The following is a 24830-nucleotide window of genomic DNA, read 5'->3' on the forward strand; positions in this document are numbered from 1 at the left end:
ACGTACGGTGTGGGGCGGGGGAAAAGGTGGAGATTACTTCAAAGTCTTACCTATCGCACCCGAAATGGGTAGTGGCTACCTCAATCCTTACGGATTGAGATGCCACACATACTTGTTTGATAAATCTAAACAAGAAGATTTTGAGAATGTTCATTATGAGATAGATACCGCACCACATAAAGACGATGAAAAAGGCTTTTTCTCAAAGGCTTGGGGCTATGTGTTCGGTGATGATTCTGTGGGGAAAGATATACAGCGGAAAATTAATGGAGTTGGTCAATGGATAGTTTCATTAATGTTCCAGTTTGGGGTTTGGTTGACAAAAATATTGTTATTTATAGTAGAACAATCCTTCAGTTTAGATATTATCGATGTCGTTGCAGATAAGTTAGGTAAAGCAATGCAAAATATAGCGGGGATTGGAAGTAAACCGGAATTTGAAAGTGAAGGTTTATTCCCGTCGATTATTAAAATGACATGTATTTTATCTGTTATATATTTTATTTATCTGTTTTTTGTAAAAAGACAAATGACAAAGGGGATAAGTGAATTATTTAAGGTAGTGTGTGTTATTGCAGGGATATTGGTTTACATCGCAAATGCACCAGTGATTCTGAAAGGAATGAATACAATTAGTTCTGAAATTAGTCTTCAAGTTTTAAGTAAGACAACCGGAACGATTCATGGGAATCCAGGGCAAACAAAAAGTCGGGCTATAGCGAATGTAAAAGCACAAATGTGGGAATTGATGGTGGAACGTCCTTATTTGTACTTACAATATGGTCAAGATTCACTAGATACTATTGGTGTAGAGAGGGTAAATAAACTAATCAATACACCACCTGGGGAAGATAGGGTTAAGTTAGTAACAGAAGATGTTAAAGAACATAAGAATTTTATGATGACAAATGAGTCGGTAGGGGAGCGATTGATATTTACATTTATGTACTACATTGTAAATACTTTTGCAGGAGCTCCAACAGCAGTTATATGCTTGCTGATAGTAGCGTGCCAATTGTTGTTTATGGTAATGAGTATTATTGGACCAATAGCGATGGCTTTTGCGTTACTACCGAAAAATAGGCGCGTTTTAATTAGTTGGGCTGAACAATGGGTTAAACCGTTAGCCGCAAAAATTTTCTTGTCACTCATTGTGATTATTCTATTTTCAATTGCTGGGCTGTTATATGACCTTCCGGAAGCGGGAACATCTGGCTATTTAATGACGATGATCCTTCAGATTCTGGTATTTGTCCTTTGTTATATCTTTAGAGATAACATCAAAGCGGCGTTCCGTAAATCGAAGGTTGCGTATAATTCATTTACGGATTTAGAGTATATGGCTGGCAAAACAAAGGATGGATTTAATCGAACAATGGATGGTATTAATGCAGGTGTAGGAAGAGCAAAAGATATGTTTGGAGATTCTGATCCAAATTATATGGGGGATGATCCTTCTGAACATACAGCTGATGAAAGCGGAACAAAACAAGCTACCCTGGATGAAGAGAAAGTTTCAGGAGAAAGTGAAGAAGAAAAAACAAAATATGCAAGTATTGGTGAAGAAGACGAACAAACAGGACAACATCAGGATGAAGAAAATCAAGATGAGGAAGAACAAGAAAGAGCTACAATTGATGAAGCTGAAGATGAAGTGGTTGTAAATACAGAGCAGGAAGAGACAGAAGAGTATCAAGAAGATCAAGAAGGAGAAAATCCGGATAACCTTGCATCGTTAGAAGGAGTTGAAGAAGAAAATCCGGAGTTATCTGAAGTAGAAGATGCGAAGCAGCCTGAACAGGATGATCCTTCTCAGTACGAAAACCAAGAAGGAGAAGGGAACGATGGAGAACTTTCAGAAATTAGAGAGGAAGGAGAAGATGAAAACCAAAATGATTCAGAATTATCGGATGCAGATGCTCAAGAGCAAGTTGAGCAGGATGACCCTTCTGAATATGAAACAGAAAATCAAGAAGAAAATAACGAGGAATTGGCAACGATCAATGAAAATGATGGTGAAGAAAAAAATCCGGAGTTGTCCGATGTAGAAGATATAGAGCAGCCTGAACAGGATGATCCTTCTCAGTACGAAAACCAAGAAGGAGAAGAGAATGCCGAAGAACTTTCAGAAATTAGAGAGGAAGGAGAAGGTGAAAACCAAAATGATTCGGAATTGTCCGATGTAGAAGAAATAAAGCAGCCTGAGCAAGATGATCCTTCCGATTACGAAACAGAACAAGATGGAGGGAACGGTGAAGTTTTAGTAACGACTGAAGAAACTGAAGTGGATTCAGCACAAAATAATGAAGCGTTATCCGATGTAGAAACACCCGAACAAGTAGAACAAGATGATTCCTCTAATTACGAAACTGGACATGAAGAAGGAAATGCAATGGAGTTAGCGACGACAGAAGAAAGTACTACAGACTCGCAAAAAGAGAATCTAGAAGTATCCGATGTAGAAACACCCGAACAGGTAGAACAAGATGATTCCTCTAATTACGAAACTGGACATGAAGAAGGAAATGCAATGGAGTTAGCGACGACAGAAGAAAGTACTACAGACTCGCAAAAAGAGAATCTAGAAGTATCCGATGTAGAAACACCCGAACAGGTAGAACAAGATGATTCCTCTAATTACGAAGCTGGAAATGGAGAAGGAAATGCAATGGGGTTAGCGACGACGGAGGAAAATACTATAGACTCGCAAAAAGAGAAGATGGAAATATCAGGTGTAGAAACACCAGGACACCAAGAGCAAGATAACGTTTCGGAATATGAAACTGAAAATAGTGAAGGAGCCTCAAATCAAATTGCCAGTGTTGGACAGCTGAACTCTTCAGAAGGAACTTCAAATTCAACTGGAAAATCTGGTGAGATTGTACCACCATTGGATGAAAAACAAGGGGTAATTAATCCATCTGGTATAGATCAGGAAAGTGGGAGTGAAAATGAATTTATATTAAATGAAACGAATGGAAAGGAATTGACTTCAACAAAAGGGTTGGAGGCAAAAAGTTCGACGAAAACGGAAGGTTTTAATTTAGAGGGAGGTCCAATTGGAAATGGTTCGACAAAAGTATCGTCAGTTGGTGAATTTAATATAGCGGAGCCTGGTGAAATGGGTGTAAATAATGAATCGATGAACGTTAATGATATCCAAGGTGCATCCGTCGAATCTTCGGGAGACTTGACGATGACAAGCCCGGATTCGCTAGAATCTTCCGGTTCGATCCCTGGACAAACTATGAATGGAAGTAGTTTAGGAGAACAAGGGATAAAAGGTCAAACTATGAATGGAAGTAGTTTAGGAGAACAAGGGATAAAAGGTCAAACTATGAATGGAAGTAGTTTAGGAGAACAAGGGATAAAAGGTCAAACTATGAATGGAAATAGTTTAGGAGAACAAGAGGTAAAAGGTCAATCTTTTGAAGGGAGCCAAGTCTTGCAAAGACAAGGGGCTTCGCAAGAGATTGGGGGAGCGATGGAAGCGAAGCCGTCAGAACATGTAGAGTCTTCGCAAGCCGATAAAATAAATAGAACAAATGAAACAACACATATAGAATCCGCACAAGCAGAAGTAGCAGCATCGCAAGAAGTTATGATAGATGCGACACAACAAAAGGTAGAGTTAGAAACCTTAGCTGAAGAAAATGAAATAAAAATAGAAACAGAAACAATATAAAAATATATATTTAGTTACAATGCCTCGCTAGTTTATAGCGGGGCATTTTTTTGTAAGGGAGGTACATGAAGCGTGGATTTAGAGCACGAGGATATAGAGGGAAAAGAAGCCAAAAAGAAAGCGAAAATAAGTAAAGTCCGTAAACTATGGATGGTTAGTGGTTGTTTGTTTAGTAGTGTTTCTCTAATTGTAATTTTCTTTGTTTTAATAGGGATCGTCTTATTTATGCTTTTAGGTGATGAAAAAAAAGAACCAGTAAGTGGTGGGGGCGGGTTAATAGGTAATACAATTTGCCGCCCAGGGGACAAACAATTGACCGCAGCGGATTTAGACCCACACTTGAAGGGTGTGTTTACATCTAAGGGGCAAGCTTTTATTGATGCAGGTACACAAAATAATATTGATCCAGTCTTATTAACCGCTATAGCGATGCTAGAAACAGGTAACGGTACAAGTAATGCTGTGAAAAAATATAACAATCCAGGTGGATTAATGAACCCCGCAAGTACTAATATGACAGGTTTTATTCAGTTTGCGACATTAGAAGAAGGTATTAACGGCATGGCCCGTAACTTATATAAAAATTATATCGGAATGGGAATTACAACAATTGAAGCAATTGGTGCTAAGTATGCACCGCCGGGCGCGGCAAATGATCCGCACGGTACAAATGGTTTATGGCCAGCTTTAGTTACAAAGTTTGCTCAGCAGTTAGGCGGACTTACATTTAACTGTACACCAGCAGATAGCGGAGGTGTTGGGAATGTGGGTGATCCTAGCTCGTATGGATTTGTTTTACCGATTCCAGGAAGTCCACTTGTAACCAGCCCATATGGTCCACGTTGGGGAACGATCCATAAGGGGACTGATTATGCATGTACGAGAGGACAGACAGCGATTGGCGCGGCCAAGGCTGGACGAGTAGGATTTGCAGCATTTGGAGCAGGTGGAAGTGGATTTGGAGGGTATGGGAATGCAGTAGTCTTAGAGCATGAAGGTGGTTTGTGGACGTTGTATGGCCATATGGACGCGCTTTCGGTGCAACAAGGGCAAATGGTCCAAGCAGGTCAACAACTTGGTGTTTGCGGGGCGACAGGGCAAGTAACAGGACCTCATTTACACTTTGAAATCAAAACATCATTTACATTCGGACAGGTTGATCCCGCACCGTATATGCCGAAATAAGGAGGAAATCAAATGAAACAAATATTACAAATTGGCGCAATTATCGCGTTGGGTATTACAAGTTTGACGCTATGGAGTAGTAATTCTGATCTAAAGGGTGAAGCTAAACAACAGAAGACAAAACTTACAGCTGAAATAAAAGAATTGAAGAATGAAAATAGAGAATTAGAAGAGCGTTTACAGGTTTTAAAAGAAAATACGCAAGAAAAAGGTCAGATAGTGGCCAAAAATTTTGTAGAAACTTTAATGACGTATGACAGTAATGATAAGGAGAAAAAAGGGCTTGAAGCGTTACGGAAATTAGTTAAGGGAGAAGCGGAAAATAAATTGTTTAATGCTGGTGAAGATTCACATAAGCAAATTGATGATGCAGCCATTCATTACATGACAAAAGCGAATGTAAAAGATATGTACTATACACGTTCAGCTGAAGACAAAGCGGATGTTACTGTCAATTATGAATATGTAATTTCAATTGAGGGAGAGAAGAAAAAAGAGAATCATAGCATGAAATTAAGCTTGGTACTAGAAAATGAAAATTGGTTTGTAGAAAACTATGATTTCAAAATAGAGAATGGAACAGAAGGGCCGTAAAAGTACGGAATTAGGAAAGGGTTTTAAAATGAAAAAATTTAATTTGGCATATAAAGAGGTTCGAGTATTTGAAGTGACTGTTGAAGCGGGAACGGTTGAAGAGGCAATAAAAAAGTTTAATAGAATGTCCCATCAAGATAGGGAGAGAGTGAATCGAAACATTACAGTTCAGGAAAGAGAGCAGGAAAATGAAAGCTTTAAATAATAACTATAAAGTTTTGCTTTGTATCATATTAGGTATTGTTTTTAATGTATGGGCTTATGAAAGGCCTTTAATTGAAGCAATTTTTGCTCTAGCATACTTAATGCTTTTTCTATTTATATTATTTGCAACATGCTATTTCATGGCATGGAGTAAGGTTAGAAATTTGAAATCAGATCATTGAATAATTGAGTGGATTTTATATAAGGGCTTTAAGCGGATATAACCGAAATATGAAGGAGGAAGAAGAAATGAATGAAAATATGACTAGTAACTTGTTAGAGGTTGAGGAAAAATTAATGAGGCAAAGTAGGAAGTGGGGCATGGATATGGAATTAATACGGAAACAAGCAATTGAAGAGAACAATAAAATAATTAAAGAACTAGAAGGATATGAGACTTCAAATAAACAAGTTGCTTTAGAACTGACAGTACGAATTATTGATTTAAAGCAACAAAATGAAATGCTTAAAGAGCCACTGGAGCCAGTTAATCAAGAAGTACAAGAATGTTGGGAAAGCTTTTGGAGGGAAATTCTTGTGAAAAATGGCCAGTTAGATATTGGCCAGGTAAAAAAAGAACTGTTTGATTATAAATATGTAAGGGAACAAGCTAGTTTGGTGTATTCAGAGTTGTCGGGGTTAAGTAAAGTGTTCTATCCGGCAAAAAGTGTAATAAGTAGAGCGCATGAAAAACAAGCTGAGGTGGAAGAAGATATGTATTTGGATGATATAAGGGCGATGGCTGATAAAAGTGGTAGGGTCAAATTGAGTGATCTAGAACAATACTTTAAAAAATGAAGTGAGGGAAAGGATATGCCAATGAAAATATTCAATGTCAAAAATGGCTCATATACTGAACAGCAAATTAGAAAATTAATCGATGAAGGAGTAGTAAGATTACCTTTATTCGAAAAAGAAATGGGACTTTTGGATTTCTGTTTGGATCTGGAAGTCATTGAAAATCCCGAATTTGAAAGTTATATTCTCATGATTTCTGGTTATGCAGAGCATTTAAATCGATATGTAAATGATGACCTTGAAGAAATCACACAAAAACAATTAAATGCAACTTTATTAAAAGGAAAAATAGTCAATTTTGCAGGAACGCATGAGCTTATAGAAGATGCAGGGTATCAGTTGGAAATAAGAAAAGGTGATTATTGTGAGGTTGTACTTAATTCAATAAAATAAAAACAAGGACCCTTACTTAAGTAAGGGTCCTTGTTTTTATTTTATTGAATAATAGCAGTTAGTATTCATCCATATCTAAATATAAAAGAGGTTACTCGCCTTGTCTTCGTTACACTATTATAATCTTTTTTATTTTAATTTTTATATCATAATCTTATTTCCGGTATGATCTAAATATAGAATGGATATGTTCTTCAATTTGAATTATAAACAGAGTGAAGGCGTTAAAAAGAAGAGGTGCTTCATACAGAAAAGAAAACCACTTTTATATTATGAAAAAAGATTTAATCTTATGTTAGACCCGATTATTTGATGGTTGTAATATAAGATTTTTTATATATATTGACCTTGTAATGCTTTGTGGGAAATAGTAAAATATTAAAGAACAAACGTTCTGAATAGGTGGTGAATCAATGAAAAACGAGGGCATTTACATAGTGAATCCAAATGGTGAACAAACATTTCTTTCTCCGCCATCTTCCGGTTATGGGGAAATTCAAATACTATATTGCAACTCAATCCCTGTTTCTACAAAAGAAATAAGGACAATGAGGCTGACCGAAACGAAAAAATCGAAGGTCACGAACTAAGCCATTAGGCTTGGTTTGTGACCTTTTTTGTTTGTTCACAAATTGAATAATTGCCGAAACGGAAAAACCGAAGGCTATGAACCAGGTAAGTGCACTGGAGTCATAGTCTTTTTGTTTGTTTAAAAGTGAATTGATTATAAAAGAGAGGTGTTTTTTATGGCATTAACATTTTTAGATTTATTTTCCGGAGTGGGAGGGTTCCGTTTTGGGATGGAACAAGCAGGGCATAAATGTCTAGGATACGTAGAGATTGATTCGCACGCGAGAAAATCGTATGAAGCAATTCATCAAACTGAAGGAGAGTGGAGCGCGCATGACATCACAAAAGTTAATAACAAAGAATTACGAAAGTTCAGAGGGAAAATTGACGTTATTTGTGGGGGATTCCCTTGCCAAGCGTTTAGCATCGCAGGGAAACAGCTGGGATTTGAAGATGCTAGAGGAACTTTGTTCTTTGAAATTGCTAGATTCGCCAAAGAAATCCAACCACGTTTTCTATTCCTTGAAAACGTCCGAAATTTACTATCGCACGACCAAGGGAAAACATTCGCTACAATCCTTTCCACGTTGGATGAATTGGGGTACGATGTCGAATGGCAATTGCTTAACAGCAAGGATATTGGAGAACGACCAGTGCCACAAAGTAGATTACGAGTCTTTATTGTTGGACATCTTAGAGGAACACGTACCAGAAAAGTATTTCCTATCGGATACGATCGTTCAACGACTCGTATACAACGATTAGGTAATGTAAATCCTAGTGGAAGAGGAATGAGTCGTGTGGTATATGATCCAAAAGGATTAGCGCCGACATTGACACAAAGTGATCATAAAGCACCTAAATTAATACAAGTACAAAAACGTAAGGTGCAGGCGGTTTTAACACCGGATCGTGTGAAAAAACGTCAAAACGGTAGGAGAATTAAAGAAATTGGTGAGCCGATGTATACCATAACGGCACAAGATAGACACGGGGTGGTGATTTGGAATGGAAAGACGATTGCAAAGAAAGATGTTTGTAAGAATTAAGGAAGCATCCAAAAAGGGATATTCGATAGCGGAACCAGGAGATATCGTAAACATTTCACATTTAGGTAGTACAACGAAACGGGCAAGAGTAAAGAAAGGAGTGGCACATACATTGGTTACAAGTTGCCATCATGGGTTGGTAGAAAAGGATTTACGGATCAGACGGCTTACGCCGAAAGAATGCTGGGCGTTACAGGGGTTTCCTACTTGGGCATACGAAAAAGCCAGGGAAGTTAATAGTGATACGCAGCTGTATCGACAAGCCGGAAATTCGGTTAGTATTCCCGTAATCTATGAGATTGCTAAACGCTTAAAATGACATAGAATCCCAAATTTGCTATGATTTTAATATATATATAAATAGCAAACTTGGAGGTGTTTGGATGGGGAGAAGTAAGTCAATGAGAGATGCATATTATAGAAGTTATGCAAATCCACGTAATAGAACAGAAGTAAATTGTCATGATGTTACAAAGGATATGAAAAATAATGGTTCTTTTTACTGTATGGAGTGTGATACACAAGTGGTTCATGCAGGGGGAGAAAGCCCTTATTATAGATTACCTTCAAAAGATGCGGAGCATGATATAGACTGTGATAATTATCTTCCGGTTGATGATACGTCAGAGCGAATTAGAAAGTTAGGAAAAAAACTAAAAGTTCAATTGAAACCACCTTCTTTTCACGATCAAGAAAAAAGAAGTAATGATAAAGCTGGTATAAAAGATAAAAAAGTGCCATCTAAAATTGTAAACCCTGTTAAATCAGGTCCGGTAAAAACGATAGAAGATGCCAACAAAACAAAAACAGTTACCCTGAACAGTGCAGCAGATTTACTTTATCATACTTCTTTTGATCGTCCTGAAGAGCATCGGAAAAATGTAATAAGAGAGTTACTTCAAAATAAACAATTTTATTATCGTGGTACATATGATGCGCTACAGAAAGATTTTGAAGAAAAAATAGTAAGTTCCATAGTTTTCATTAAAGGGCGTTTACATAAAAAACAATTTTTTACATTTGATAAATATGGGTATTTTGATATACAAGATCATTACAAGGATTATGGATCAATAGAGTTAAGAGTAGATTTAAACGGTGTCCCAGAATTGGAAAAACGTTTTAAAAAATTGACTTGGTTTATTAGAAGTGGGAAACAGTCTACAGAATTAGTTGGAGTAATGGGGAAAATTATTGGAGTTGAAGCGAAGGAAGATAAAACCTTTATACATATTAGGTGTTATGACATTGATGTAGAGCCTAAAGATTAAGAATTACATTTTCTATTTTTATATTTAGAACTATGATAAAATGTAATACAACTGAATAACGTGGGCGGGAGGTTGCTGTTCCTTTTTCTCTAATTTTAGAGAGGAAGGAGGTGACCGCATGGATTCTTTACTTACCTTATTACATGATGCTGTAAAAGTATTTCTTACAGTTTTTGCGACAGCTTGTGCAAATGAGTTAGCAAAGAAATTAAGTAATAAAAAAAATAAAAGAACCGCCCCAGCCGGCAAGCGAAAGGGCAGTTCGAAACGAAAATAAACGTTAGCAACCGTCCCGCCTTGCGGTAATCAGTTACTAGAAGAGATGTTGACAGCATCTCTTCTTTTAATATACGCAAAAAATAATGGTATAACTCTTTTAGTTACTAAAATTATAACAAATGTTTTTCTAAATGCAAAGTGTGAGAAAGATTGATGTTTTCCAATTGTAACAATTGGAAATGATTTGTTATATTTTGTAATCCGGTTGTTTTTATTTTGTTATGGGATTGTCATTTATGTATAGTATAAATTTAATTAGCAGGATAACTATATATAAGGGTAGGTGAATAGAATGCGAAGTGTGGATTTTAAAGGTTTTAGTCAGTATGATCAGCGCGAACTTTTTGAAGTGAGATTTGATACTATACGTGAAGCAGCGACATTTGAGGGTAACTTCAATATTAACCGTGGTAATCATAGGTTCTCTGTAGAAGCAAATCGGGATAAGTATAATGAATGTCTTGTTAAAGTGGTCTTCTCGTCTGATATGAGTAAAGAAAAAGTTGAAATAGGAATCAGAAATACGCTTTCCATGATGTAAAGGGGTTTCTCCTGCTGCTGCTTTAAATAAGAGAAATCGGTTTATAGGAGGCGTCGAGCCACCTATAAACCGATTGTTTGTATGCTACGCATACAAACAATAAGAGCTTGTACACATATCATTTCTCTAACGAAATGATATATGTTACAAGCTCTTTTCTTTATTTAGAAAAGGCTTGCGCACTTTTCTAAATGGCTTACCTAATTCCGTTGGAATTTTTGAACGGTAAGCATTAAGGGACAGTGGAGTCCGTCCTTCCTTTGTTCTCCTTATTATAATTTTTGTTCATAAGAGGTGGTAAATGGTCTGCAAAAAGAAAAGGGAATCTAATAAAGCTAAGTAGGTTAAGTCGTTGTAAACTCGCAAACTACACTCGTAACAACGTCTAAATCATTGAGCTTTATAAGATTCCCTAATCTTTTTTTGATACGTTGTACGCTTCACTTTGTTCGCGCCTTGACCACTCTTTTCACAAAAATTGTTTTCATTCCGAACAATGAAAGGAGCTGTTATAAGCTATGGAAACAACATATGAAATCGTAAAAATTAGACAAGTAAGAGAAGAGGTGGATATTCCAAGAAAGAAGATTACAGGACCAGATACAGCCGCAGAAATTGCTACATATTTTATTGGTGATGATGACCGTGAAATTTTCCTTGTAATGTGCTTGAATACACAAAATGAAGTGGTTGCAGTACATCGTTGTCACGTGGGTTCATTAAATTCTAGTGTCGTGCATCCCCGCGATGTCTTCAAAAGTGCTATTTTAAATAATAGTTTTTCAATCGTGGTAGCACATCAACACCCTTCAGGGATGGTTCTTCCCTCTGATGCAGACAAGGATGTATCAAAACGCTTGTATGATGCAGGTAAGCTGATAGGTATCGAGGTGTTAGACAGTCTAATTGTAAACGATGCAGGGCGATTCTACTCTCTGAGAGAGAAGGGATATCTACGATAAAGAGAAGAAGAGAAGTTAATCTTCTCTTCTTCTCTTTTTTTTCATCGGAATGCTCATTTAACAGGCATCGAGCCTGTTAAATGAGTTCATTCTATCGCAAGCGATAGAATGAAAAAAGGAAAAGCTTATAAAAGCGTTTCGCTTTTCCTTTTTTAAAGAATGCAATTCCCAAAGGGCATCGAGCCCTTTGGGAATTGATTGTTTATATACTTCGTATACAAACAATACGCCTGTAGCGTCATTATATTTCTCTTGCGAAATGTAATGTACTCACAGGCTTTTTAATGTTCTTTTCAAAGGGCTTACGCACCTTTGAAAAGAAGTGTCAACGGAATCCCTCACGGGATTCTTTTCGTTGCCACGGTTGCAAAAACAACAATTGTTATACATTATAACAATTGTTGTTGTAATGTATAACAATACGTGATATATTTGTTATACGTTATAACAAAGGAGAGGTTTTTATGTCTAAAACAATAGGTTTGCTTCTTAATTCTTATCCTTGGTTAGAGGATAAACTAAATGCTTATGAGAATGTTTTTACGCACGATGAAGCCCTTCGGTCTTTAGAAACAGAAGAAGAACGCACTTTTTTAAAATTGATTTGGTTTTTTGAAAACCCAAAAGAAAATAGTTTCGATATAAATTTGTTATATCAAAATTTAGTTGGGGAAAGATTGGCGTTTGCATTAGATTTAATAGCTAGTTATTTTCGGAATGATACGTACTTACTTCAAGGGACAGGTCATAATTTGATTTTGTCTAGTACGGAGTATGTTAATCAAAGTGAATTTGCAAGAGAATTGATAAATGCAGGTTTGGACTATACACAAGCTAAAGTAGCCACGTATAGAAAGAGAGGGAAATTTGCTGAAGAAGATGTTGTTATATCGGGTGTTCCGTATTGGTCTAGAGCAACAGTAGAAAATTACATTGAGTATTTAAAATTGTATAGAGATAGCGAGTATAAGCCATATGCGGATTATACAATTGAAAAAACACCAGTGTATAAAGGTGAAAAAGAAAAGTCCTCTATAGAGTATAAAGTGAATCCTAGTAATAGTTTCACGATAGATGCTCCTGTGGAGTATGAAGTGGATAAAAAGAAAAAGGAACAGTGATGTATATTGAATTCATTATGAGATAGGAGGAAAACGGATGTATAAGTTAATTGTGATTTATAACTCTCCAAAGCTGGATAGGGATGTAACAGAAGAATTTACTTTTGCTTCAAAAGAAAAGTTTAATGAAGCTTATAAGGACATTGCAATTGCAAATCATGAGCTAGGTGTTGAACATGTGAAATATGATTTTGAAATTGCAGGAGTGAATCTTTAGGGGTTCGGTAAGGTGAAAATGATTAGACTCAACATTAGATTAGGAGAAGAGCATGAAAAAGAAAAGTTTACTTAGTGGTATATTGGTGGTACTTGTTGCCGTTGCGGGATATTTCTTTGGAGATTTAGATTTAAATAGTGTAAATACAGCTGAAAAAGGAGAAGTGAAAGAAGTATTACATTTCCCTTCTGATAGGTTTCCAGAGACAGCAGCACATATAAAAGGAGCAATTGCTAAAGGGAAAACAGATATTTGTACTATAGATCGTAACGGTGCTTCAGAAAGAAGGAAACAGTCTTTAGCAAATGTACCAACGAAAAAAGGATATGACCGCGATGAATATCCAATGGCGATGTGTGCTGAAGGTGGAACAGGTGCGAGTGTTAAATACATAACGCCTTCAGATAATCGAGGGGCAGGTTCTTATGTGGGTAGTAAAGTTAGTAAATTACCAGACGGAGCAAAATTTAAAATTGTTGTAGAATAAAAGAATATAAACAAAAGAGATAGCTAATTAATTATAGCTATCTCTTTTGTAAGGAAATGGATTATAAACCTAAAAATTGACGAAGCAATTCAAATATGAAATCTAAGTGATCATGAAGCGCTTCTTCTACGAAAAATTTGAATACGTGTTTTACTGCTAGTTTTAATAGGATTCCCCCAAATTTAGATAGGGCTTTTTTAATAAAGTGTTTTTGTGAAGCTTTGTCCCCTTTTTTGTTATGATTTTTCGTTTTTTTAATTTTGTTCTTTAAATTCATAATTATCCTCCTGTGAGTTTTTTGTTTCACTGTGTTTATTCAATTTCAGGTCATCGTCAATTTCAGGTGTCATGAAAATTTCTAGTTCGATAGACATAGTGAATATCGACAGCGATTTCTATATATCTCTGAAGCGGCAGGAGGTAAAAATCATTAAGTCTCTTTTGCTAGTCTAGTTGGAGGGTTGTCTAGTTTAGTTAGAAATTAAGCAGTCTAGTTGGGGGATTGTCCAGTTTGGTTGAAAATTAAGTAGTCTAGTTGAGGGATTAAGAGGTTTGCTATTTTACACACGAAAAAAGCCCACGCTAAGAGTTAGCGTGGGCTTTTATGTAAGTTAATTAAATTTAAATCTATTATGTACAAGTTCTTATTTGTTTAAAAAGAACTCGTATTCTTTTTCTTCATCAAGTTTTATGTCAGTGTGTCTTCATTTTAAAAGTGAATTTCTTTCTTTTTCAATTCTTTCATATTCATATTCTAATGTGGTTTCAATTAAAGTTTCATGTTTTCTTTCTAAATATTGATTATAATCTTCTTGATCCCACTCATAAGATGGATCTTGTAAATGGATAGCAGCCATTGCTTTGTAATGATTAAACATTTTCTCTAAGAATGAAATAGTTTCGTCCCTTTCGATATAACATGCAAGTGGAACCTCATTCCAAATGATTTTCACACCATCTGTAGTAATGAAAAATAATTCTCCCTGTCCTAAAGGGAATTTAAACGTGTTCTCTTCTTTGTTGAATCCATTCATTTCTTCAATTGTAACTATAGTATCTTTTTGTATAGATTCATATTCTTCATGTAAGTATAATTTCATACCTGGTTTATAGTCGCTAAAATTCACTCCAATAAGGAAAGGTTGTTTCATAGTGTTACCTCCTAAATGTTTATACTTATTATCATACAATTAAAATATCGAAAATTCTCTCTATATTTATTTCATTTAAAAATAATCTATTGGCTTACTTGAAAGTTTTATAATTTTAAAAACCATGTTCATAACTTAAAAGTTTTGAATATGTTATCGAGATGTGATAAAATCAGTGTATTGACCTACATCAAAACTTATGGTCAAAACTGAACGTAGAATAGGTGATTTTTTGGTTAAATATGGATACGCTAGAGTCAGTACGTTAAACCAGGATTTGGAATCTCAAATTCAAATGTTAGAAAAAGAAGAATGTAAGAAAATTTACTCTGAAAAATTTACAGGTACAAAATTTGATCGGCCAAAATTCCAGGAACTACTTTCTGTTCTAGAAAAAGGAGACTCACTTGTTGTAACAAAATTAGATCGTTTTGCACGTTCGACTGAACATGCAATTCAAACAATTAAAATGTTATTCGATAAAGGGGTTAAAGTTCACATACTAAACATGGGAATAGTTGAAGATACACCAACCGGTAGGTTGATGTTTAACATCATGAGTGCATTTGCTGAATTTGAAAGAGATATGATTGTAGAACGTACACAAGAAGGAAAAGCAATTGCTAAGTTGAATCCTAATTTTAGAGAGGGACGACCAAAGAAATATAATAAAGAACAAATGGAACACGCTCTTAATTTATTAAAAACAGAATCTTATAGAAAAGTAGAGAGGATAACAGGAATTAGTGTAAGCACCTTGCAACGGGCTAAAAGACAAAAAGGAAAAGGGAAATGATGAGGGGATAGGTAGATATATGAAGAAAATAAAATTTGATACATTGATATTTCCAGTAGGTTTTATTCTTTCAGTTATGTATAGTCTTTGGGCATCCGGAAGACCAGGAGAAGAAGTTATAAGTGAGTTGAAAATGGTGTTGTGGTGGATTGGTTTTGTATTAGTGATAGCAGGGACAATGTGTATAGGGATTATGATCTTAGGGGAGATTCAAAAAAGGAGTTCTAAAGGATAAAGTAAAATCTATAAAAGTAAAGGGGGTAGGGGAATGTGTTTATGATGTTTAGGGCGTGTCAGGCTATTAATACACGTTATCTCGTTAAAACATATATGTGGGGGATTTTGATTTATTTGTTTTTTAGGTGGGTAATTCCTCCTTATGAAACAGGTATGATTACTTTAATGACGATTAATTTGATTTTCTTTCTTTTTACCAGGATATTTGCACATGAAGTAAAAACTTTCTTTTTTTCAGACACAGTATTTATGATGACAGATAAGGCATGGTTTATTTACTTGTTCTTGAAAGGTGCAGTGTTGGGGTGGTTTTTTGTAATGACACCAATATTTGGTCCGATAGGGTTTATGATTGTGTTATTACGTTTTTGGAAATTGGAAAGAGCGAAGAAAAAAATACATGCAGCAACGAAAACAAAGTTTTGCTAAGTTATAAAAAATCGCTTCAGTTGAAGTGATTTTTTATAAGGCTTTACTTACTTTGAAAGGTATTATCTTTTGAAGAATGATATTAAATATTGGGGAATATATAGATTTTATAAAAAATGAGTCGCCGAGATTACGATTTTAAGGCGATTATCTTTTCTTTTGTGTACAATCCATCATTTAATTGATTAAAATACACGTTAGCTCTATAATAATTTATCTGAATTATCTGTAAAATTTATTTCAAGTTTATGAAGATAACAAAGGTTAATGCTGTGTGGTAGTATGGGAGGGGAAAGATATAGATAAATTTGGAAAAGGGGGATGCGGATTGGATGTTCAAACTACTGTAAATAATAAAGTAACTGAACTGTTAAATGCCTGGTATATTGAGATTCGAAATAGAAACGTTGCGAATGCGTATAAATTAAAAAAAGAAATTGAGAGTTCTATAAATAATATTGAAGAAGATCAAAATTTATTATTGTATTATTCGTTGCTTGATTTTGGTTATAAATATTTAATCGATAATTTGAGTATAGCGAAATATAGTTTTGATCAAATTGAAGCTTTGGATAAACCAACTGACGATTTTTTATCGTATTATTATAATTTTTATAAAGCGATCTACTCTAATGCGGTTGGTAATTACAATGCAGCAAAAGAGCATTATGAAAAAGCAGAAAATTTACTTAAAGGTATTCCGGATGAAATTGAAAAGGCGGAGTTTTATTATAATCACGCTGTTTTCCAATATCATTTCTATCAGGCTTTTGTGTCTTTCCAACAAGCGGCAAAAGCAAAAGAAATATTTGCTGAGCATGAAGGGTATGAAGTGAAGATTGGTTATTGCAACAACCTAATGGCGTTGGCTTGTACACATTTGAAAGAATGGGAATTAGCTGAAGAGCTTTATATTTCAGCAATGGATATTTTTAAAAAGGTTAAAAATGAAAACGGTATGTTAGTTGTAAAACAAAATTTAGGTTTAATGTATGCAGGACAAAATCTTTCGGAGTTAGCTATCGGTCATTTGAATGAGGTATGTGAAAATATGCCTGAAAACTATAAAGCGATATATATTAAGGGAAAAGAACATTTTAAATTAGATGAAAATTCACTAGCCGCGGTACTCGTACAAAAAGGTATGGAGATTTGCGATAAATTAGAGCTGATAGAGTATCAACACCACTTTAAAATTTTAGATGGACTAAATAAAGGGTTAAGTGGTGAAAAGTTAGAAAAGATTGTATTAGAGGGTATTGAATATTTCGAAGGGGAGAAACTTTGGGAATACGTGAAAGAATATACTGAAGTACTAGCAGTTTTATTCCATAAAGAACATAACTTTGAAAAAGCAAGTTGTTATTTCTTCTCTAGTCATAAAGCTAATGAAGAGGTTTTTAAAAAGGAGGCATTAAAATGAAAAAAATAAGTGTTACCTTAGTTAGTGTTGTTACGGTTCTTACGTTATTTTTGAATGTGTCTCATAATTCGGTCGATCATCAAGAAGCCTCTCAATTTACTAAAGATGTCATTGTTCAATATGCACATGGAAATACTGGTTGAAAATAAAGTTTTGTGATGAAAAACCTCGTTATGGATTGCGAGGTTTTTAATGTTAAATAGTAGTTTTAATGGCCACTCACACTATTGGATGAGTGGTTATTTTTATTGTAAATAGAAAATTCAGGTTCTTAATAAATTGTGGCTAGAAATAGAGAAAGATTTTTCGATTTTAAAAAAACTATTGAAATGTGCGATAACGCATGTTAAGATAGCTATAGAAAGTGCGATAACGCACATTAAAAAGGAGATGTTGACCATGAGATTTTTTCAGAGTGTCGCTACCGTAGAAGAATTGAAAAAAGAGTACAAGAAATTAGCTAAGAAATATCATCCAGATTTGGGTGGGAGCCATCAAGATTTTATTGATTTGAAAAAAGAATATGATGATCTATTTGAGCAATTAAATGGTGGAAAAGGAAGTAATAAAGCATATCGAGATATCATCGATAAATTGATTCAATATGATTTAGAAATTGAGATCATTGGTACTTGGATTTGGATCACAGGGGATACATACTCATTGAAAAAAGAATTGAAAGATTTAGGGTTTAAATGGGCATCCAGGAAAAAAGCTTGGTTTTGGTATGAAGGAGAGTATAAGAAATTTCATAAAAAAGAATTTTCTCTTGATGAAATTCGCTCTATGCATGAAGTGAAACGGATTAGAAAAACGAAGCCAAAGCTTGAGATTTAAGGGGGTTGCCCCTTAAATCTCATAATAGGAGGATGTCGAGTGTATATAAGTGCAAATTTTGATAAATTCAAACACATTTATGATATAAAACGTTTAAGACAGTATAGTGACATGTGTGAACGGGATATAAAAAGATTAGAAGAAATAATTGAGAAGTTAAAAGAATACCAAATGGGAATTTTTGAACATGCTCAAACTGTCATGAACACAGAGTTTACAAAAATAGTTAGAATTACTAGAAGTAGAGGTTATTCTAATAATCGAGTAATGTATCATGTGCAGCTAATCTTACATCCAATTGTACCAAAGGAATGGATTGAAAATGAAAAGATTTATGGCTCATATGAACATGAAGAGACATTTTCGGGTAGAGAACGACATTCAGCTTTAAAATATGCGTCTGAGCTGGCACGGAAATATAATTGTGAAATTGAAAGGAAGGGTTTTAATGCAGGTAAAATTTAGATTGCCGGATGAACTTTGGGAGGATTTTAATGAAAAGACAACTGAACCAGCAGAAGTGTTAAGACAGTTTGTTGTAGATTATATAAATGGAAAAAATGCGTTAGATGATGTTATGGGAGTAGAGGAAGCGGCGGAACAATGGGATTTGTCCGCCGGATATATTAAAAATTTATGTGCAAGGCAAGAGATAATGGCTAGAAAAATAGGGAAGACATGGATTATTTTAAAATCACAAGAATATCCAAATAAGAGGGGGAATTAATATGGATGCTGTAAATTTCGAAGTGTTAGAAAACTATGGATCACCTACAGTATATTTTTGTGAACACGAAATGAAGCATAGTTGTTTGGTAGCAATTCCATCCTGGAACTGGAGTTTTCTTATAGATTATGCAATTGATTTTCAAGATGAAAAACCACAGTTGATGAAAGCGTTAGAAAAGCATGTTTCACAATATAACTTGGAAAATACAGCTGATGTCTTTTATGATTTTGTTTTCTCTAGATCGTAAAAAATATAAATTGCATTAATTGATTTAATGTAAGGTTGGTTAAAAGAAAAAACAAAAGAGAAAGATGTTTCCGCGCCTGGCAGCATGGGAAAACACCTTCCTCCTACACGAAAATATAATCTTAGAAAGGATGAATGACGATGAAACACCCAATGGTTAAAATTACATCTTCTGAATCTATTTTAGCACAATCCAAAGTTAAGGAGAAATCCCTGGAGAGAATTATTAATCTTATATCTACTAATTATAAAAGGGTAAATACTTATTTTGGTATTGAACAAAATACTTCAGATCAAATCTGGTTTTATGGGTTCTATGGATCAGCTATCATAATGCTTGTTTTTATATGTATGATTGTGGGATCATTCTACAATATTTAAGAATTACTATTTTATGAGTGTTTCAATTTGTACTACTAATCGGGCATTTGCTGTGTGAATACGGGAAGAATTTTTAAATTAGGGATAGTAAACCGCAAACTTGTTGCATGATTATTAGTTGAACCAATCGGGCTTTTACTGCCCGTTAATGCGGGGTAAATTACAAAAACCAATTCTCGTAAGGTAGAATTGGTTTTTGTATAAATATAGCCTAAAGGAGACTTGTCTCTTTTTCTTAGTATAACTCTAATTGAAAGAAAATTCAAAAACAAAAACCATTTAACAGTTAGTATCGAATAAAAAATATAATATATGTTACCTATATACGAAACATATATTAATTTAGTATGTTAGACTATATAACTAGTAAAGGGTGGTGGAAAATACATGGAAAATCTATATTTAGTTAAAGTGCCTGGTGGGGGTCTTACATTAGAGGAAATAGCGGATTCATATTTAGAGCTAATTGAGTCGGATTTTAATATGACAATTGATGAGATAGCGGTATATCTTAGCTGTAGTTACGATTATGTTCAAGAAAAGATAGCTCCATATATTCATCATATATATATTAATTCAGTAGCAAATAAAGCTTTGTTTAAACATGATACGAAGGAGGTACATACGCATTTATTTACAAAACGTAAATTATTTTCCAGAAGTGGTTTTCAGCAATTTTTGTTAAACGAATCCGTTTTATTAGTTGATCGAGAAAGGTATTATGTAAATGAATTAAGCGCAGCAGCTAAAGAAAAGTTAAATGAAATGGCCAAAAGCTCCAAAAATAAAACAACAATTTCAGAAGTGTTTGAAAAAGTGGCAGTACAGCAAGCAAAAAAAATATATTCAAAGTCAGCATTAGAAAGTAAAGACATAAAAAAAGTTGAAGTTAGCAATTTCCCTACGAAATTATATAGTGTAAAAGACTTGTTAAATGGGGTCGAAGAACTTAATATGAAATTCCAATATAAAGTAATAGTTTATCGATATCTAAAGAAACAAGGCATTCCTAAAGTGAAATTACACTCTTTGGTACGGTATAGACATGAAGATTTAAAGAAGGGTGCAGATTGTTCGCTTCCTCATGCAATTGAAAAAGGAAAGTTGTTATCTTGTTTAGAAAATATACTCCAATAAGTAGGGACATTAATAGCCTGGTATGAATTTAAAGAAGTCTAGCCAGGCTATAAAAAAACGATTAATATGTTACCGATATCAGTAACATATTAATCGTTTTTTGCTAAGATAGCAATTCCTTAGCGTACAAATTTAGTATTGGCTTTTCATGTTTGTTAATATTAAGCTCGGGTTTTTATTTTATTACTACACATGAGAGTGCGATATGGTATTTTAATCGATTGGTTAACTATTTTTAAATGTTTTAGCCCCTTGGCGTGCGCTCCAAGGGGCTAATTTTCGAGAACTCTCATTTTTGAGTATTAAAATACTGGAGTAATTACTAAAATATTTTATATCAATTTATTAAAAATTGCAATTGTATGTATGTGTTGTCTGGTTTATAAGTCTCCTTTGGTTTTGGAGGAAATTATTCATCTTCACCAATTAATGTCTGGTTACAATCCCCGCACTTAATATGAACGTGTGGTTTCGTAGATCGTACGATAACACTACATTTAGGACAAAACCATTTCCACGTGGTTTTCTTTGCTACAGTTGGTAAGTCCGGCATATTAAATTCCTGATCTGTACCAGAATCAATTCCAATATTTAAATTGGCCAGGTTATTGTTGCTTTCGAATGGCTGCAAGTATCTAGGAAGACGCCTAGCAATTGAAAAGACAGATTGATCAATACCCATTTTAGAGATTATGTCTTTTGTTTGTTGGGAAAGTCTTGCAAAGGACCAGCCATATTTAGGGTCTGGTTTATCCTCTTCGTATTCAAAACCACTTTTTATAGCGCGGTTTTTGAAATGCTTGTTATGATATGTTTCGTTTCGTGAGCAATCCTGGATATCATGAACAATATTATAAAGATGCACCATTTCATGCATAAGAGTATCCATTGTTTCAAAAAAATCTTGATCGACATATTCGGCGCTAATATTGATCTCGTATCTTTTGTTATTCCCTTTTTTGTCGCTCCATATAGGATAAACCGAACACCATCCCATACTTAGCTTATTATGTCGAGAGGTTTGAATTGTAATTGCTGGTATAGGGAGCTTGTTTTCAAAGAATCGTTCGTTAAATAATTCGAATGCTTTATGTAATTCCTGAGTTACAGCGTTGATAGTAGTCATAATGCCCTCCTTTTGAATAATATTATTCAAAAATATAACTCTATTATAACAAAATTGAATAATATTATTCAATCGTTTCGAGGTGTAAAGTACATCTTCTCTGTTATAATGAAAGAAAATTCGTTTAATTTTAATGAATAAGATATGAAAGGGTGGGATGTTTTGGAGGAGAATAAGAAAATTATTGATATTAAATATAAGCAAATGGATAAAAATCTTGAAATTAAAGAAATAACTAATACCATGGAACGTTTTGTTTTGGGGGGTAAAGGTGTTGGGTTATTAGAACATCTTGGTTTAACTCCTGGGAGAATTCAAAAGTCTTTAGACGAACAATGGGAAAAAGATGTAAACAAGATGATAGAAGAGCATAAAAGTTATATTCTTGAAGAATCACAGAAGCGATCTTTGGATATGATGAAAAATTGGATTCAGGATATGGAAGATTCTAAAACGGAAATAAAAAAAGAAGCTACATTTAAAAAGTTACAAGAATTAAGAAAAAAAGCTGAAATGCAGGTTATACAAGAGTTAGCCGATGAGCATCTATAAGTATGAGTAATAAAGAGGAAGGCCCTTCAATTTAGAGGTCCTTCCTTTTTATTGCTGTGTTCTACAGCTGATTTTAAGCATTTAGTTATTGCTTTTATAGGGACTTTTTGTTTACCGTCCAGTTCATAATTATAAATTACCTCTTGAAGAATTCCTAAAAAAGCATGAGGAACATATTGTACATGTTTAGTATTATAAGTCTGTTTTAATAGCCTTTCAAATTCATTAGAGCAATTCATGTCTTGAATCTCCCTTGTATTACTTAAAGTGTTTTTCCTATTGCTTTACATGTCACCATTATTAACAAAATCCAGAGGATTTAAACTTTTAAGTTAACCTAAATGCACACAAAACCCTTATTATAACTTAGGTTAATCTAGTTAACCTAAGTTAACTTAATGGAGTCGCTATACCATATGATGTCCGCTAATGCTTGTTGCGTTATCCTGTTCGGTTGCTACACATACCCCTATAGTGGATACAAATCGTTGTTTTAAATAGGAGATAAGAAAAAGAGTTGCTGAGATTGTGATTTAAAGGCGATTATTTTTGCTTTTATGTACAATCCATTATTAAATTGCTTCTATTTTGCCCCTGGTTACAAGAACACTGGTATTGGGCCAAATAGAAAAGCCGAATCTCTTGTGAGAGTGCCACCTATAATAATCTAGCATATAGATTTTAATAGATGGATTATTTACAATATATTCCTTTTTATTAGGAGATGTTTTACAATGAAAAGGAATATATTAAAAAGGGAGGAAAATTTATGAAAAAGATGCGTTTTGTATTTAGTCTCGCCTTAGCTTTTGTATTCGTTTGGTCTTTAATAGGAATTAAACCTGCTGCTGCCGCAGGTAACATCCAATCTATTGACAATAACACCACATTTCAAGATTTAACTTACGAAGAAGCAATGGAGAGGATTGCTAAGTATAGTGGACGATCCATTGAAGAGGTAAAAACTGAAAATCCTAATAATTTAAGAACATTAGGAGCATGTAGCTATGGAGAAGCAAAAAAGAAATTAGATACAGGGAAATTCTATTATCCATATCTGCTTACAATAGTTGAAAAATGTCGCGATGGTAGTTTCGGATGGATTGGTAACATCAATTATGCGGGTCTAGACAGACAGGATCAATATGGTACTGTTAAACAATTTTCAGGTGAAGTAAAAGCATGGAATAACGATAAAAAAGGATTAGAATATCTAGTAATAGGAGATTTCTTTAATTATGGTACTACAACTAAGACATATAGCGCGGGTGTAAATACAGGTAGTATTACTATGGGATACTCTGTATCAAACAGCAATGAGCATTACAAATATTTTAATAGTGGATATGGATATATGAAAATAGTCCCTTAATTATTGAAAAAGTGTGTTCGCTTCCTAATGGTGAAGCAAACACACTTTTTATTTTAGAGGTTTACTATTGATAGAATCGAATAATATATGTATAAAAAACATACATATAACCAAAGGAAGGTGATTATATGAAAGATATTCTTCGATTCTTATTATTATTTTGTTTATTGTTTGTACTAGCATCATGTAAAAATGAAAATTCATCTAATACTATTTTATCTGTTGGAAAACCCACCGAAAACGCCGAAATCCAATTCAAGAATACAGATGATGACAAAAAGATTCGTAGTATTAATGGTGTTTTAAACGAAAAAAAATGGGATGTTAATAAGGATTTTGACGTAAGAGGAAAAGAACCAGATTTAGTTCTTGAAATTAACGATAGTAACAAAGGATTACCTTCATTAAGTGTAATGCTATATTTTAATGACAATGGCGCTAATGCCATAAATTTCAAGGGTGAACATACAACTTTAAGTAAGGTAGAGGTAGAAAAAATCAGATCGGCTATTGGTATTTAAGAAATACTAATATTACTAAAAAACGGTAGAGCCCTGTTTACCTTCTATGGTTCGTTTGATGCTGATCTTTGTTTTCGTAAAAAAGGTCGCTGAGATTGCGATTTTAAGGCGATTATCTTTTCTTTTATGTATAACCCATTATTAAATGGGTTCAATAGATTCATAGAGAAATAGTAAAGAAGAGTAATTACAAGAATTACTCTTCTTTACTTGATACCATATGTTGGCACCCTAACAATTAGTAACGTACCGATAAGAAATCAATCCTCATTAATAGTTTTTCATAAAATAATCTCTTCTCTTATAGTACCTACTATCATAAAAAACTCCTGGAATATTGATTTATTAATATCCTATCACAAACTAAATCTTTATACTGGCCATCTCTTATTAAGTCGGGAGATTTTCTTTATGGGGTACCGCCACATCACTATCAAGCTAAGATTATACAATATCAAGTATAGTAGAGATTATTTCTTTTTTCTAAAAGCCAGGCTTAGAAAATTTAAAGGTTTGCATGCGAAATAAACCCTATC

Annotated in this window: 34 protein-coding genes; 30 read left to right on the forward strand and 4 right to left on the reverse strand. The window is 34.2% G+C overall.

Going from position 1 to position 24830, the window contains the following annotated elements:
- The first annotated feature begins 7 nt into the window (after nucleotides 1-7).
- The 16 genes from MR168_RS23230 (at nucleotide 8) to MR168_RS23305 (ending at nucleotide 13356) form a co-directional block, all read left to right on the forward strand.
- Nucleotides 8-3685: a CD3337/EF1877 family mobilome membrane protein gene (locus MR168_RS23230; protein WP_242291526.1), complete on the forward strand. Its 3678-nt coding sequence runs from the start codon at nucleotides 8-10 to the stop codon at nucleotides 3683-3685.
- A gap of 72 nt (nucleotides 3686-3757) precedes the next feature.
- Complete coding sequence (locus tag MR168_RS23235) at nucleotides 3758-4870, forward strand: peptidoglycan DD-metalloendopeptidase family protein (RefSeq protein WP_242291506.1); 1113 nt, start codon at nucleotides 3758-3760, stop codon at nucleotides 4868-4870.
- A gap of 12 nt (nucleotides 4871-4882) precedes the next feature.
- Complete coding sequence (locus MR168_RS23240) at nucleotides 4883-5464, forward strand: hypothetical protein (protein ID WP_000809633.1); 582 nt, start codon at nucleotides 4883-4885, stop codon at nucleotides 5462-5464.
- A 28-nt stretch (nucleotides 5465-5492) separates the two neighbouring features.
- Nucleotides 5493-5669, forward strand: coding sequence for a hypothetical protein (locus MR168_RS23245; RefSeq protein WP_000714368.1), 177 nt, complete (start codon nucleotides 5493-5495; stop codon nucleotides 5667-5669).
- Between the two features lie 248 nt (nucleotides 5670-5917).
- Nucleotides 5918-6466, forward strand: a complete 549-nt coding sequence (locus tag MR168_RS23250; RefSeq protein ID WP_242291507.1) for a hypothetical protein — start codon at nucleotides 5918-5920, stop codon at nucleotides 6464-6466.
- Nucleotides 6467-6481: 15 nt separating this feature from the next.
- Complete coding sequence (locus MR168_RS23255; RefSeq protein ID WP_242291508.1) at nucleotides 6482-6859, forward strand: hypothetical protein; 378 nt, start codon at nucleotides 6482-6484, stop codon at nucleotides 6857-6859.
- 413 nt (nucleotides 6860-7272) lie between these two features.
- A complete protein-coding gene (locus tag MR168_RS23260; protein ID WP_000786997.1) occupies nucleotides 7273-7449 on the forward strand; it encodes a hypothetical protein in 177 nt (58 codons plus the stop codon).
- Between the two features lie 156 nt (nucleotides 7450-7605).
- Nucleotides 7606-8478 (forward strand): DNA cytosine methyltransferase, encoded by an 873-nt coding sequence (locus MR168_RS23265; RefSeq protein WP_242291509.1) that lies wholly within the window; start codon nucleotides 7606-7608, stop codon nucleotides 8476-8478.
- The gene (locus MR168_RS23270; protein ID WP_242291510.1) at nucleotides 8438-8797 is read left to right on the forward strand and encodes a DNA cytosine methyltransferase; all 360 of its coding nucleotides are present in this window, start codon (nucleotides 8438-8440) and stop codon (nucleotides 8795-8797) included. The genes MR168_RS23265 and MR168_RS23270 overlap by 41 nt, the downstream gene beginning before the upstream one ends.
- A gap of 64 nt (nucleotides 8798-8861) precedes the next feature.
- Nucleotides 8862-9749, forward strand: coding sequence for a hypothetical protein (locus tag MR168_RS23275; RefSeq protein WP_242291511.1), 888 nt, complete (start codon nucleotides 8862-8864; stop codon nucleotides 9747-9749).
- Nucleotides 9750-9867: 118 nt separating this feature from the next.
- Nucleotides 9868-10026 (forward strand): hypothetical protein, encoded by a 159-nt coding sequence (locus MR168_RS23280; protein WP_000377756.1) that lies wholly within the window; start codon nucleotides 9868-9870, stop codon nucleotides 10024-10026.
- A gap of 294 nt (nucleotides 10027-10320) precedes the next feature.
- Nucleotides 10321-10569, forward strand: a complete 249-nt coding sequence (locus MR168_RS23285) for a hypothetical protein (protein WP_242291512.1) — start codon at nucleotides 10321-10323, stop codon at nucleotides 10567-10569.
- A 518-nt stretch (nucleotides 10570-11087) separates the two neighbouring features.
- On the forward strand, nucleotides 11088-11531 hold the full coding sequence (locus MR168_RS23290; RefSeq protein ID WP_000450570.1) for a JAB domain-containing protein: 444 nt from the start codon (nucleotides 11088-11090) through the stop codon (nucleotides 11529-11531).
- A gap of 464 nt (nucleotides 11532-11995) precedes the next feature.
- Nucleotides 11996-12652 carry a hypothetical protein gene (locus MR168_RS23295; protein WP_210370733.1) on the forward strand — a complete coding sequence of 219 codons (657 nt, stop codon included), beginning with the start codon at nucleotides 11996-11998 and terminating at the stop codon, nucleotides 12650-12652.
- Nucleotides 12653-12689: 37 nt separating this feature from the next.
- Complete coding sequence (locus MR168_RS23300) at nucleotides 12690-12869, forward strand: hypothetical protein (protein WP_000277427.1); 180 nt, start codon at nucleotides 12690-12692, stop codon at nucleotides 12867-12869.
- A gap of 52 nt (nucleotides 12870-12921) precedes the next feature.
- The gene (locus MR168_RS23305) at nucleotides 12922-13356 is read left to right on the forward strand and encodes a NucA/NucB deoxyribonuclease domain-containing protein (RefSeq protein WP_242291513.1); all 435 of its coding nucleotides are present in this window, start codon (nucleotides 12922-12924) and stop codon (nucleotides 13354-13356) included.
- Nucleotides 13357-13417: 61 nt separating this feature from the next.
- Here MR168_RS23305 and MR168_RS23310 read toward each other — a convergent pair whose 3' ends face one another.
- Together MR168_RS23310 and MR168_RS23315 are read right to left on the reverse strand one after the other, a co-directional pair.
- Nucleotides 13418-13633, reverse strand: coding sequence for a hypothetical protein (locus MR168_RS23310; protein ID WP_242291514.1), 216 nt, complete (start codon nucleotides 13631-13633; stop codon nucleotides 13418-13420).
- A 427-nt stretch (nucleotides 13634-14060) separates the two neighbouring features.
- Nucleotides 14061-14507: a hypothetical protein gene (locus MR168_RS23315; RefSeq protein ID WP_242291515.1), complete on the reverse strand. Its 447-nt coding sequence runs from the start codon at nucleotides 14505-14507 to the stop codon at nucleotides 14061-14063.
- 199 nt (nucleotides 14508-14706) lie between these two features.
- On the opposite strand from MR168_RS23315, the gene MR168_RS23320 reads away from it, so the two are divergent.
- From MR168_RS23320 to MR168_RS23370, 11 genes are all read left to right on the forward strand, one after another.
- On the forward strand, nucleotides 14707-15303 hold the full coding sequence (locus MR168_RS23320; RefSeq protein ID WP_176522329.1) for a recombinase family protein: 597 nt from the start codon (nucleotides 14707-14709) through the stop codon (nucleotides 15301-15303).
- A 19-nt stretch (nucleotides 15304-15322) separates the two neighbouring features.
- Nucleotides 15323-15538 (forward strand): hypothetical protein, encoded by a 216-nt coding sequence (locus tag MR168_RS23325; protein WP_098376481.1) that lies wholly within the window; start codon nucleotides 15323-15325, stop codon nucleotides 15536-15538.
- Nucleotides 15539-15573: 35 nt separating this feature from the next.
- Nucleotides 15574-15969 (forward strand): hypothetical protein, encoded by a 396-nt coding sequence (locus MR168_RS23330; protein ID WP_481747028.1) that lies wholly within the window; start codon nucleotides 15574-15576, stop codon nucleotides 15967-15969.
- Nucleotides 15970-16297: 328 nt separating this feature from the next.
- Entirely contained in the window at nucleotides 16298-17392 is a 1095-nt protein-coding gene (locus tag MR168_RS23335) for a response regulator aspartate phosphatase (RefSeq protein ID WP_242291516.1), read from the forward strand.
- Nucleotides 17389-17535, forward strand: a complete 147-nt coding sequence (locus tag MR168_RS23340; protein ID WP_176522328.1) for a hypothetical protein — start codon at nucleotides 17389-17391, stop codon at nucleotides 17533-17535. The genes MR168_RS23335 and MR168_RS23340 overlap by 4 nt, the downstream gene beginning before the upstream one ends.
- 256 nt (nucleotides 17536-17791) lie before the next feature.
- Nucleotides 17792-18229: a molecular chaperone DnaJ gene (locus MR168_RS23345; RefSeq protein ID WP_242291517.1), complete on the forward strand. Its 438-nt coding sequence runs from the start codon at nucleotides 17792-17794 to the stop codon at nucleotides 18227-18229.
- A 39-nt stretch (nucleotides 18230-18268) separates the two neighbouring features.
- A complete protein-coding gene (locus MR168_RS23350) occupies nucleotides 18269-18694 on the forward strand; it encodes a hypothetical protein (protein WP_242291518.1) in 426 nt (141 codons plus the stop codon).
- Nucleotides 18678-18956 carry a helix-turn-helix domain-containing protein gene (locus tag MR168_RS23355; protein WP_242291519.1) on the forward strand — a complete coding sequence of 93 codons (279 nt, stop codon included), beginning with the start codon at nucleotides 18678-18680 and terminating at the stop codon, nucleotides 18954-18956. Before MR168_RS23350 ends, MR168_RS23355 begins: the two co-directional genes overlap by 17 nt.
- A 1-nt stretch (nucleotide 18957) precedes the next feature.
- On the forward strand, nucleotides 18958-19206 hold the full coding sequence (locus MR168_RS23360; RefSeq protein ID WP_098376478.1) for a YueH family protein: 249 nt from the start codon (nucleotides 18958-18960) through the stop codon (nucleotides 19204-19206).
- Between the two features lie 140 nt (nucleotides 19207-19346).
- The gene (locus tag MR168_RS23365; RefSeq protein ID WP_242291520.1) at nucleotides 19347-19586 is read left to right on the forward strand and encodes a DUF3961 domain-containing protein; all 240 of its coding nucleotides are present in this window, start codon (nucleotides 19347-19349) and stop codon (nucleotides 19584-19586) included.
- 387 nt (nucleotides 19587-19973) lie between these two features.
- Nucleotides 19974-20723: a hypothetical protein gene (locus MR168_RS23370; protein WP_242291521.1), complete on the forward strand. Its 750-nt coding sequence runs from the start codon at nucleotides 19974-19976 to the stop codon at nucleotides 20721-20723.
- A 409-nt stretch (nucleotides 20724-21132) separates the two neighbouring features.
- On the opposite strand, the gene MR168_RS23375 is transcribed toward MR168_RS23370, so the two are convergent.
- Complete coding sequence (locus MR168_RS23375; protein WP_242291522.1) at nucleotides 21133-21849, reverse strand: SprT-like domain-containing protein; 717 nt, start codon at nucleotides 21847-21849, stop codon at nucleotides 21133-21135.
- 144 nt (nucleotides 21850-21993) lie between these two features.
- Between MR168_RS23375 and MR168_RS23380 the strand changes: the two genes are divergently transcribed.
- Nucleotides 21994-22401, forward strand: coding sequence for a hypothetical protein (locus tag MR168_RS23380; RefSeq protein ID WP_242291523.1), 408 nt, complete (start codon nucleotides 21994-21996; stop codon nucleotides 22399-22401).
- 26 nt (nucleotides 22402-22427) lie between these two features.
- On the opposite strand, the gene MR168_RS23385 is transcribed toward MR168_RS23380, so the two are convergent.
- Nucleotides 22428-22640: a hypothetical protein gene (locus tag MR168_RS23385; protein WP_098376473.1), complete on the reverse strand. Its 213-nt coding sequence runs from the start codon at nucleotides 22638-22640 to the stop codon at nucleotides 22428-22430.
- A 530-nt stretch (nucleotides 22641-23170) separates the two neighbouring features.
- On the opposite strand from MR168_RS23385, the gene MR168_RS23390 reads away from it, so the two are divergent.
- A complete protein-coding gene (locus tag MR168_RS23390) occupies nucleotides 23171-23773 on the forward strand; it encodes a hypothetical protein (RefSeq protein WP_242291524.1) in 603 nt (200 codons plus the stop codon).
- Between the two features lie 128 nt (nucleotides 23774-23901).
- Nucleotides 23902-24294 (forward strand): hypothetical protein, encoded by a 393-nt coding sequence (locus tag MR168_RS23395; RefSeq protein ID WP_242291525.1) that lies wholly within the window; start codon nucleotides 23902-23904, stop codon nucleotides 24292-24294.
- The last annotated feature ends 536 nt before the right edge of the window (nucleotides 24295-24830 follow it).

Source organism: Bacillus cereus group sp. BfR-BA-01356 (genome assembly GCF_022663635.1).
GTDB classification, from domain to species: Bacteria; Bacillota; Bacilli; order Bacillales; family Bacillaceae_G; genus Bacillus_A; species Bacillus_A cereus.

What these genes read in the sequence shown, in the direction of transcription:
- MR168_RS23345 (WP_242291517.1), top strand. Translation starts at nt 17,792, where the DNA reads ATGAGATTTTTTCAGAGTGTCGCTACCGTAGAAGAATTGAAAAAAGAG.
- MR168_RS23270 (WP_242291510.1), top strand. Translation starts at nt 8,438, where the DNA reads ATGGAAAGACGATTGCAAAGAAAGATGTTTGTAAGAATTAAGGAAGCA.
- MR168_RS23365 (WP_242291520.1), top strand. Translation starts at nt 19,347, where the DNA reads ATGAAACACCCAATGGTTAAAATTACATCTTCTGAATCTATTTTAGCA.
- MR168_RS23310 (WP_242291514.1), bottom strand. Translation starts at nt 13,633, where the DNA reads ATGAATTTAAAGAACAAAATTAAAAAAACGAAAAATCATAACAAAAAA.
- MR168_RS23290 (WP_000450570.1), top strand. Translation starts at nt 11,088, where the DNA reads ATGGAAACAACATATGAAATCGTAAAAATTAGACAAGTAAGAGAAGAG.
- MR168_RS23280 (WP_000377756.1), top strand. Translation starts at nt 9,868, where the DNA reads ATGGATTCTTTACTTACCTTATTACATGATGCTGTAAAAGTATTTCTT.
- MR168_RS23360 (WP_098376478.1), top strand. Translation starts at nt 18,958, where the DNA reads ATGGATGCTGTAAATTTCGAAGTGTTAGAAAACTATGGATCACCTACA.
- MR168_RS23390 (WP_242291524.1), top strand. Translation starts at nt 23,171, where the DNA reads ATGAAAAAGATGCGTTTTGTATTTAGTCTCGCCTTAGCTTTTGTATTC.
- MR168_RS23300 (WP_000277427.1), top strand. Translation starts at nt 12,690, where the DNA reads ATGTATAAGTTAATTGTGATTTATAACTCTCCAAAGCTGGATAGGGAT.
- MR168_RS23285 (WP_242291512.1), top strand. Translation starts at nt 10,321, where the DNA reads ATGCGAAGTGTGGATTTTAAAGGTTTTAGTCAGTATGATCAGCGCGAA.
- MR168_RS23340 (WP_176522328.1), top strand. Translation starts at nt 17,389, where the DNA reads ATGAAAAAAATAAGTGTTACCTTAGTTAGTGTTGTTACGGTTCTTACG.
- MR168_RS23375 (WP_242291522.1), bottom strand. Translation starts at nt 21,849, where the DNA reads ATGACTACTATCAACGCTGTAACTCAGGAATTACATAAAGCATTCGAA.
- MR168_RS23250 (WP_242291507.1), top strand. Translation starts at nt 5,918, where the DNA reads ATGAATGAAAATATGACTAGTAACTTGTTAGAGGTTGAGGAAAAATTA.
- MR168_RS23295 (WP_210370733.1), top strand. Translation starts at nt 11,996, where the DNA reads ATGTCTAAAACAATAGGTTTGCTTCTTAATTCTTATCCTTGGTTAGAG.
- MR168_RS23380 (WP_242291523.1), top strand. Translation starts at nt 21,994, where the DNA reads ATGAAAGGGTGGGATGTTTTGGAGGAGAATAAGAAAATTATTGATATT.
- MR168_RS23370 (WP_242291521.1), top strand. Translation starts at nt 19,974, where the DNA reads ATGGAAAATCTATATTTAGTTAAAGTGCCTGGTGGGGGTCTTACATTA.
- MR168_RS23315 (WP_242291515.1), bottom strand. Translation starts at nt 14,507, where the DNA reads ATGAAACAACCTTTCCTTATTGGAGTGAATTTTAGCGACTATAAACCA.
- MR168_RS23255 (WP_242291508.1), top strand. Translation starts at nt 6,482, where the DNA reads ATGCCAATGAAAATATTCAATGTCAAAAATGGCTCATATACTGAACAG.
- MR168_RS23260 (WP_000786997.1), top strand. Translation starts at nt 7,273, where the DNA reads ATGAAAAACGAGGGCATTTACATAGTGAATCCAAATGGTGAACAAACA.
- MR168_RS23395 (WP_242291525.1), top strand. Translation starts at nt 23,902, where the DNA reads ATGAAAGATATTCTTCGATTCTTATTATTATTTTGTTTATTGTTTGTA.
- MR168_RS23275 (WP_242291511.1), top strand. Translation starts at nt 8,862, where the DNA reads ATGGGGAGAAGTAAGTCAATGAGAGATGCATATTATAGAAGTTATGCA.
- MR168_RS23325 (WP_098376481.1), top strand. Translation starts at nt 15,323, where the DNA reads ATGAAGAAAATAAAATTTGATACATTGATATTTCCAGTAGGTTTTATT.
- MR168_RS23265 (WP_242291509.1), top strand. Translation starts at nt 7,606, where the DNA reads ATGGCATTAACATTTTTAGATTTATTTTCCGGAGTGGGAGGGTTCCGT.
- MR168_RS23355 (WP_242291519.1), top strand. Translation starts at nt 18,678, where the DNA reads ATGCAGGTAAAATTTAGATTGCCGGATGAACTTTGGGAGGATTTTAAT.
- MR168_RS23320 (WP_176522329.1), top strand. Translation starts at nt 14,707, where the DNA reads ATGGTCAAAACTGAACGTAGAATAGGTGATTTTTTGGTTAAATATGGA.
- MR168_RS23240 (WP_000809633.1), top strand. Translation starts at nt 4,883, where the DNA reads ATGAAACAAATATTACAAATTGGCGCAATTATCGCGTTGGGTATTACA.
- MR168_RS23245 (WP_000714368.1), top strand. Translation starts at nt 5,493, where the DNA reads ATGAAAAAATTTAATTTGGCATATAAAGAGGTTCGAGTATTTGAAGTG.
- MR168_RS23305 (WP_242291513.1), top strand. Translation starts at nt 12,922, where the DNA reads ATGAAAAAGAAAAGTTTACTTAGTGGTATATTGGTGGTACTTGTTGCC.
- MR168_RS23385 (WP_098376473.1), bottom strand. Translation starts at nt 22,640, where the DNA reads ATGAATTGCTCTAATGAATTTGAAAGGCTATTAAAACAGACTTATAAT.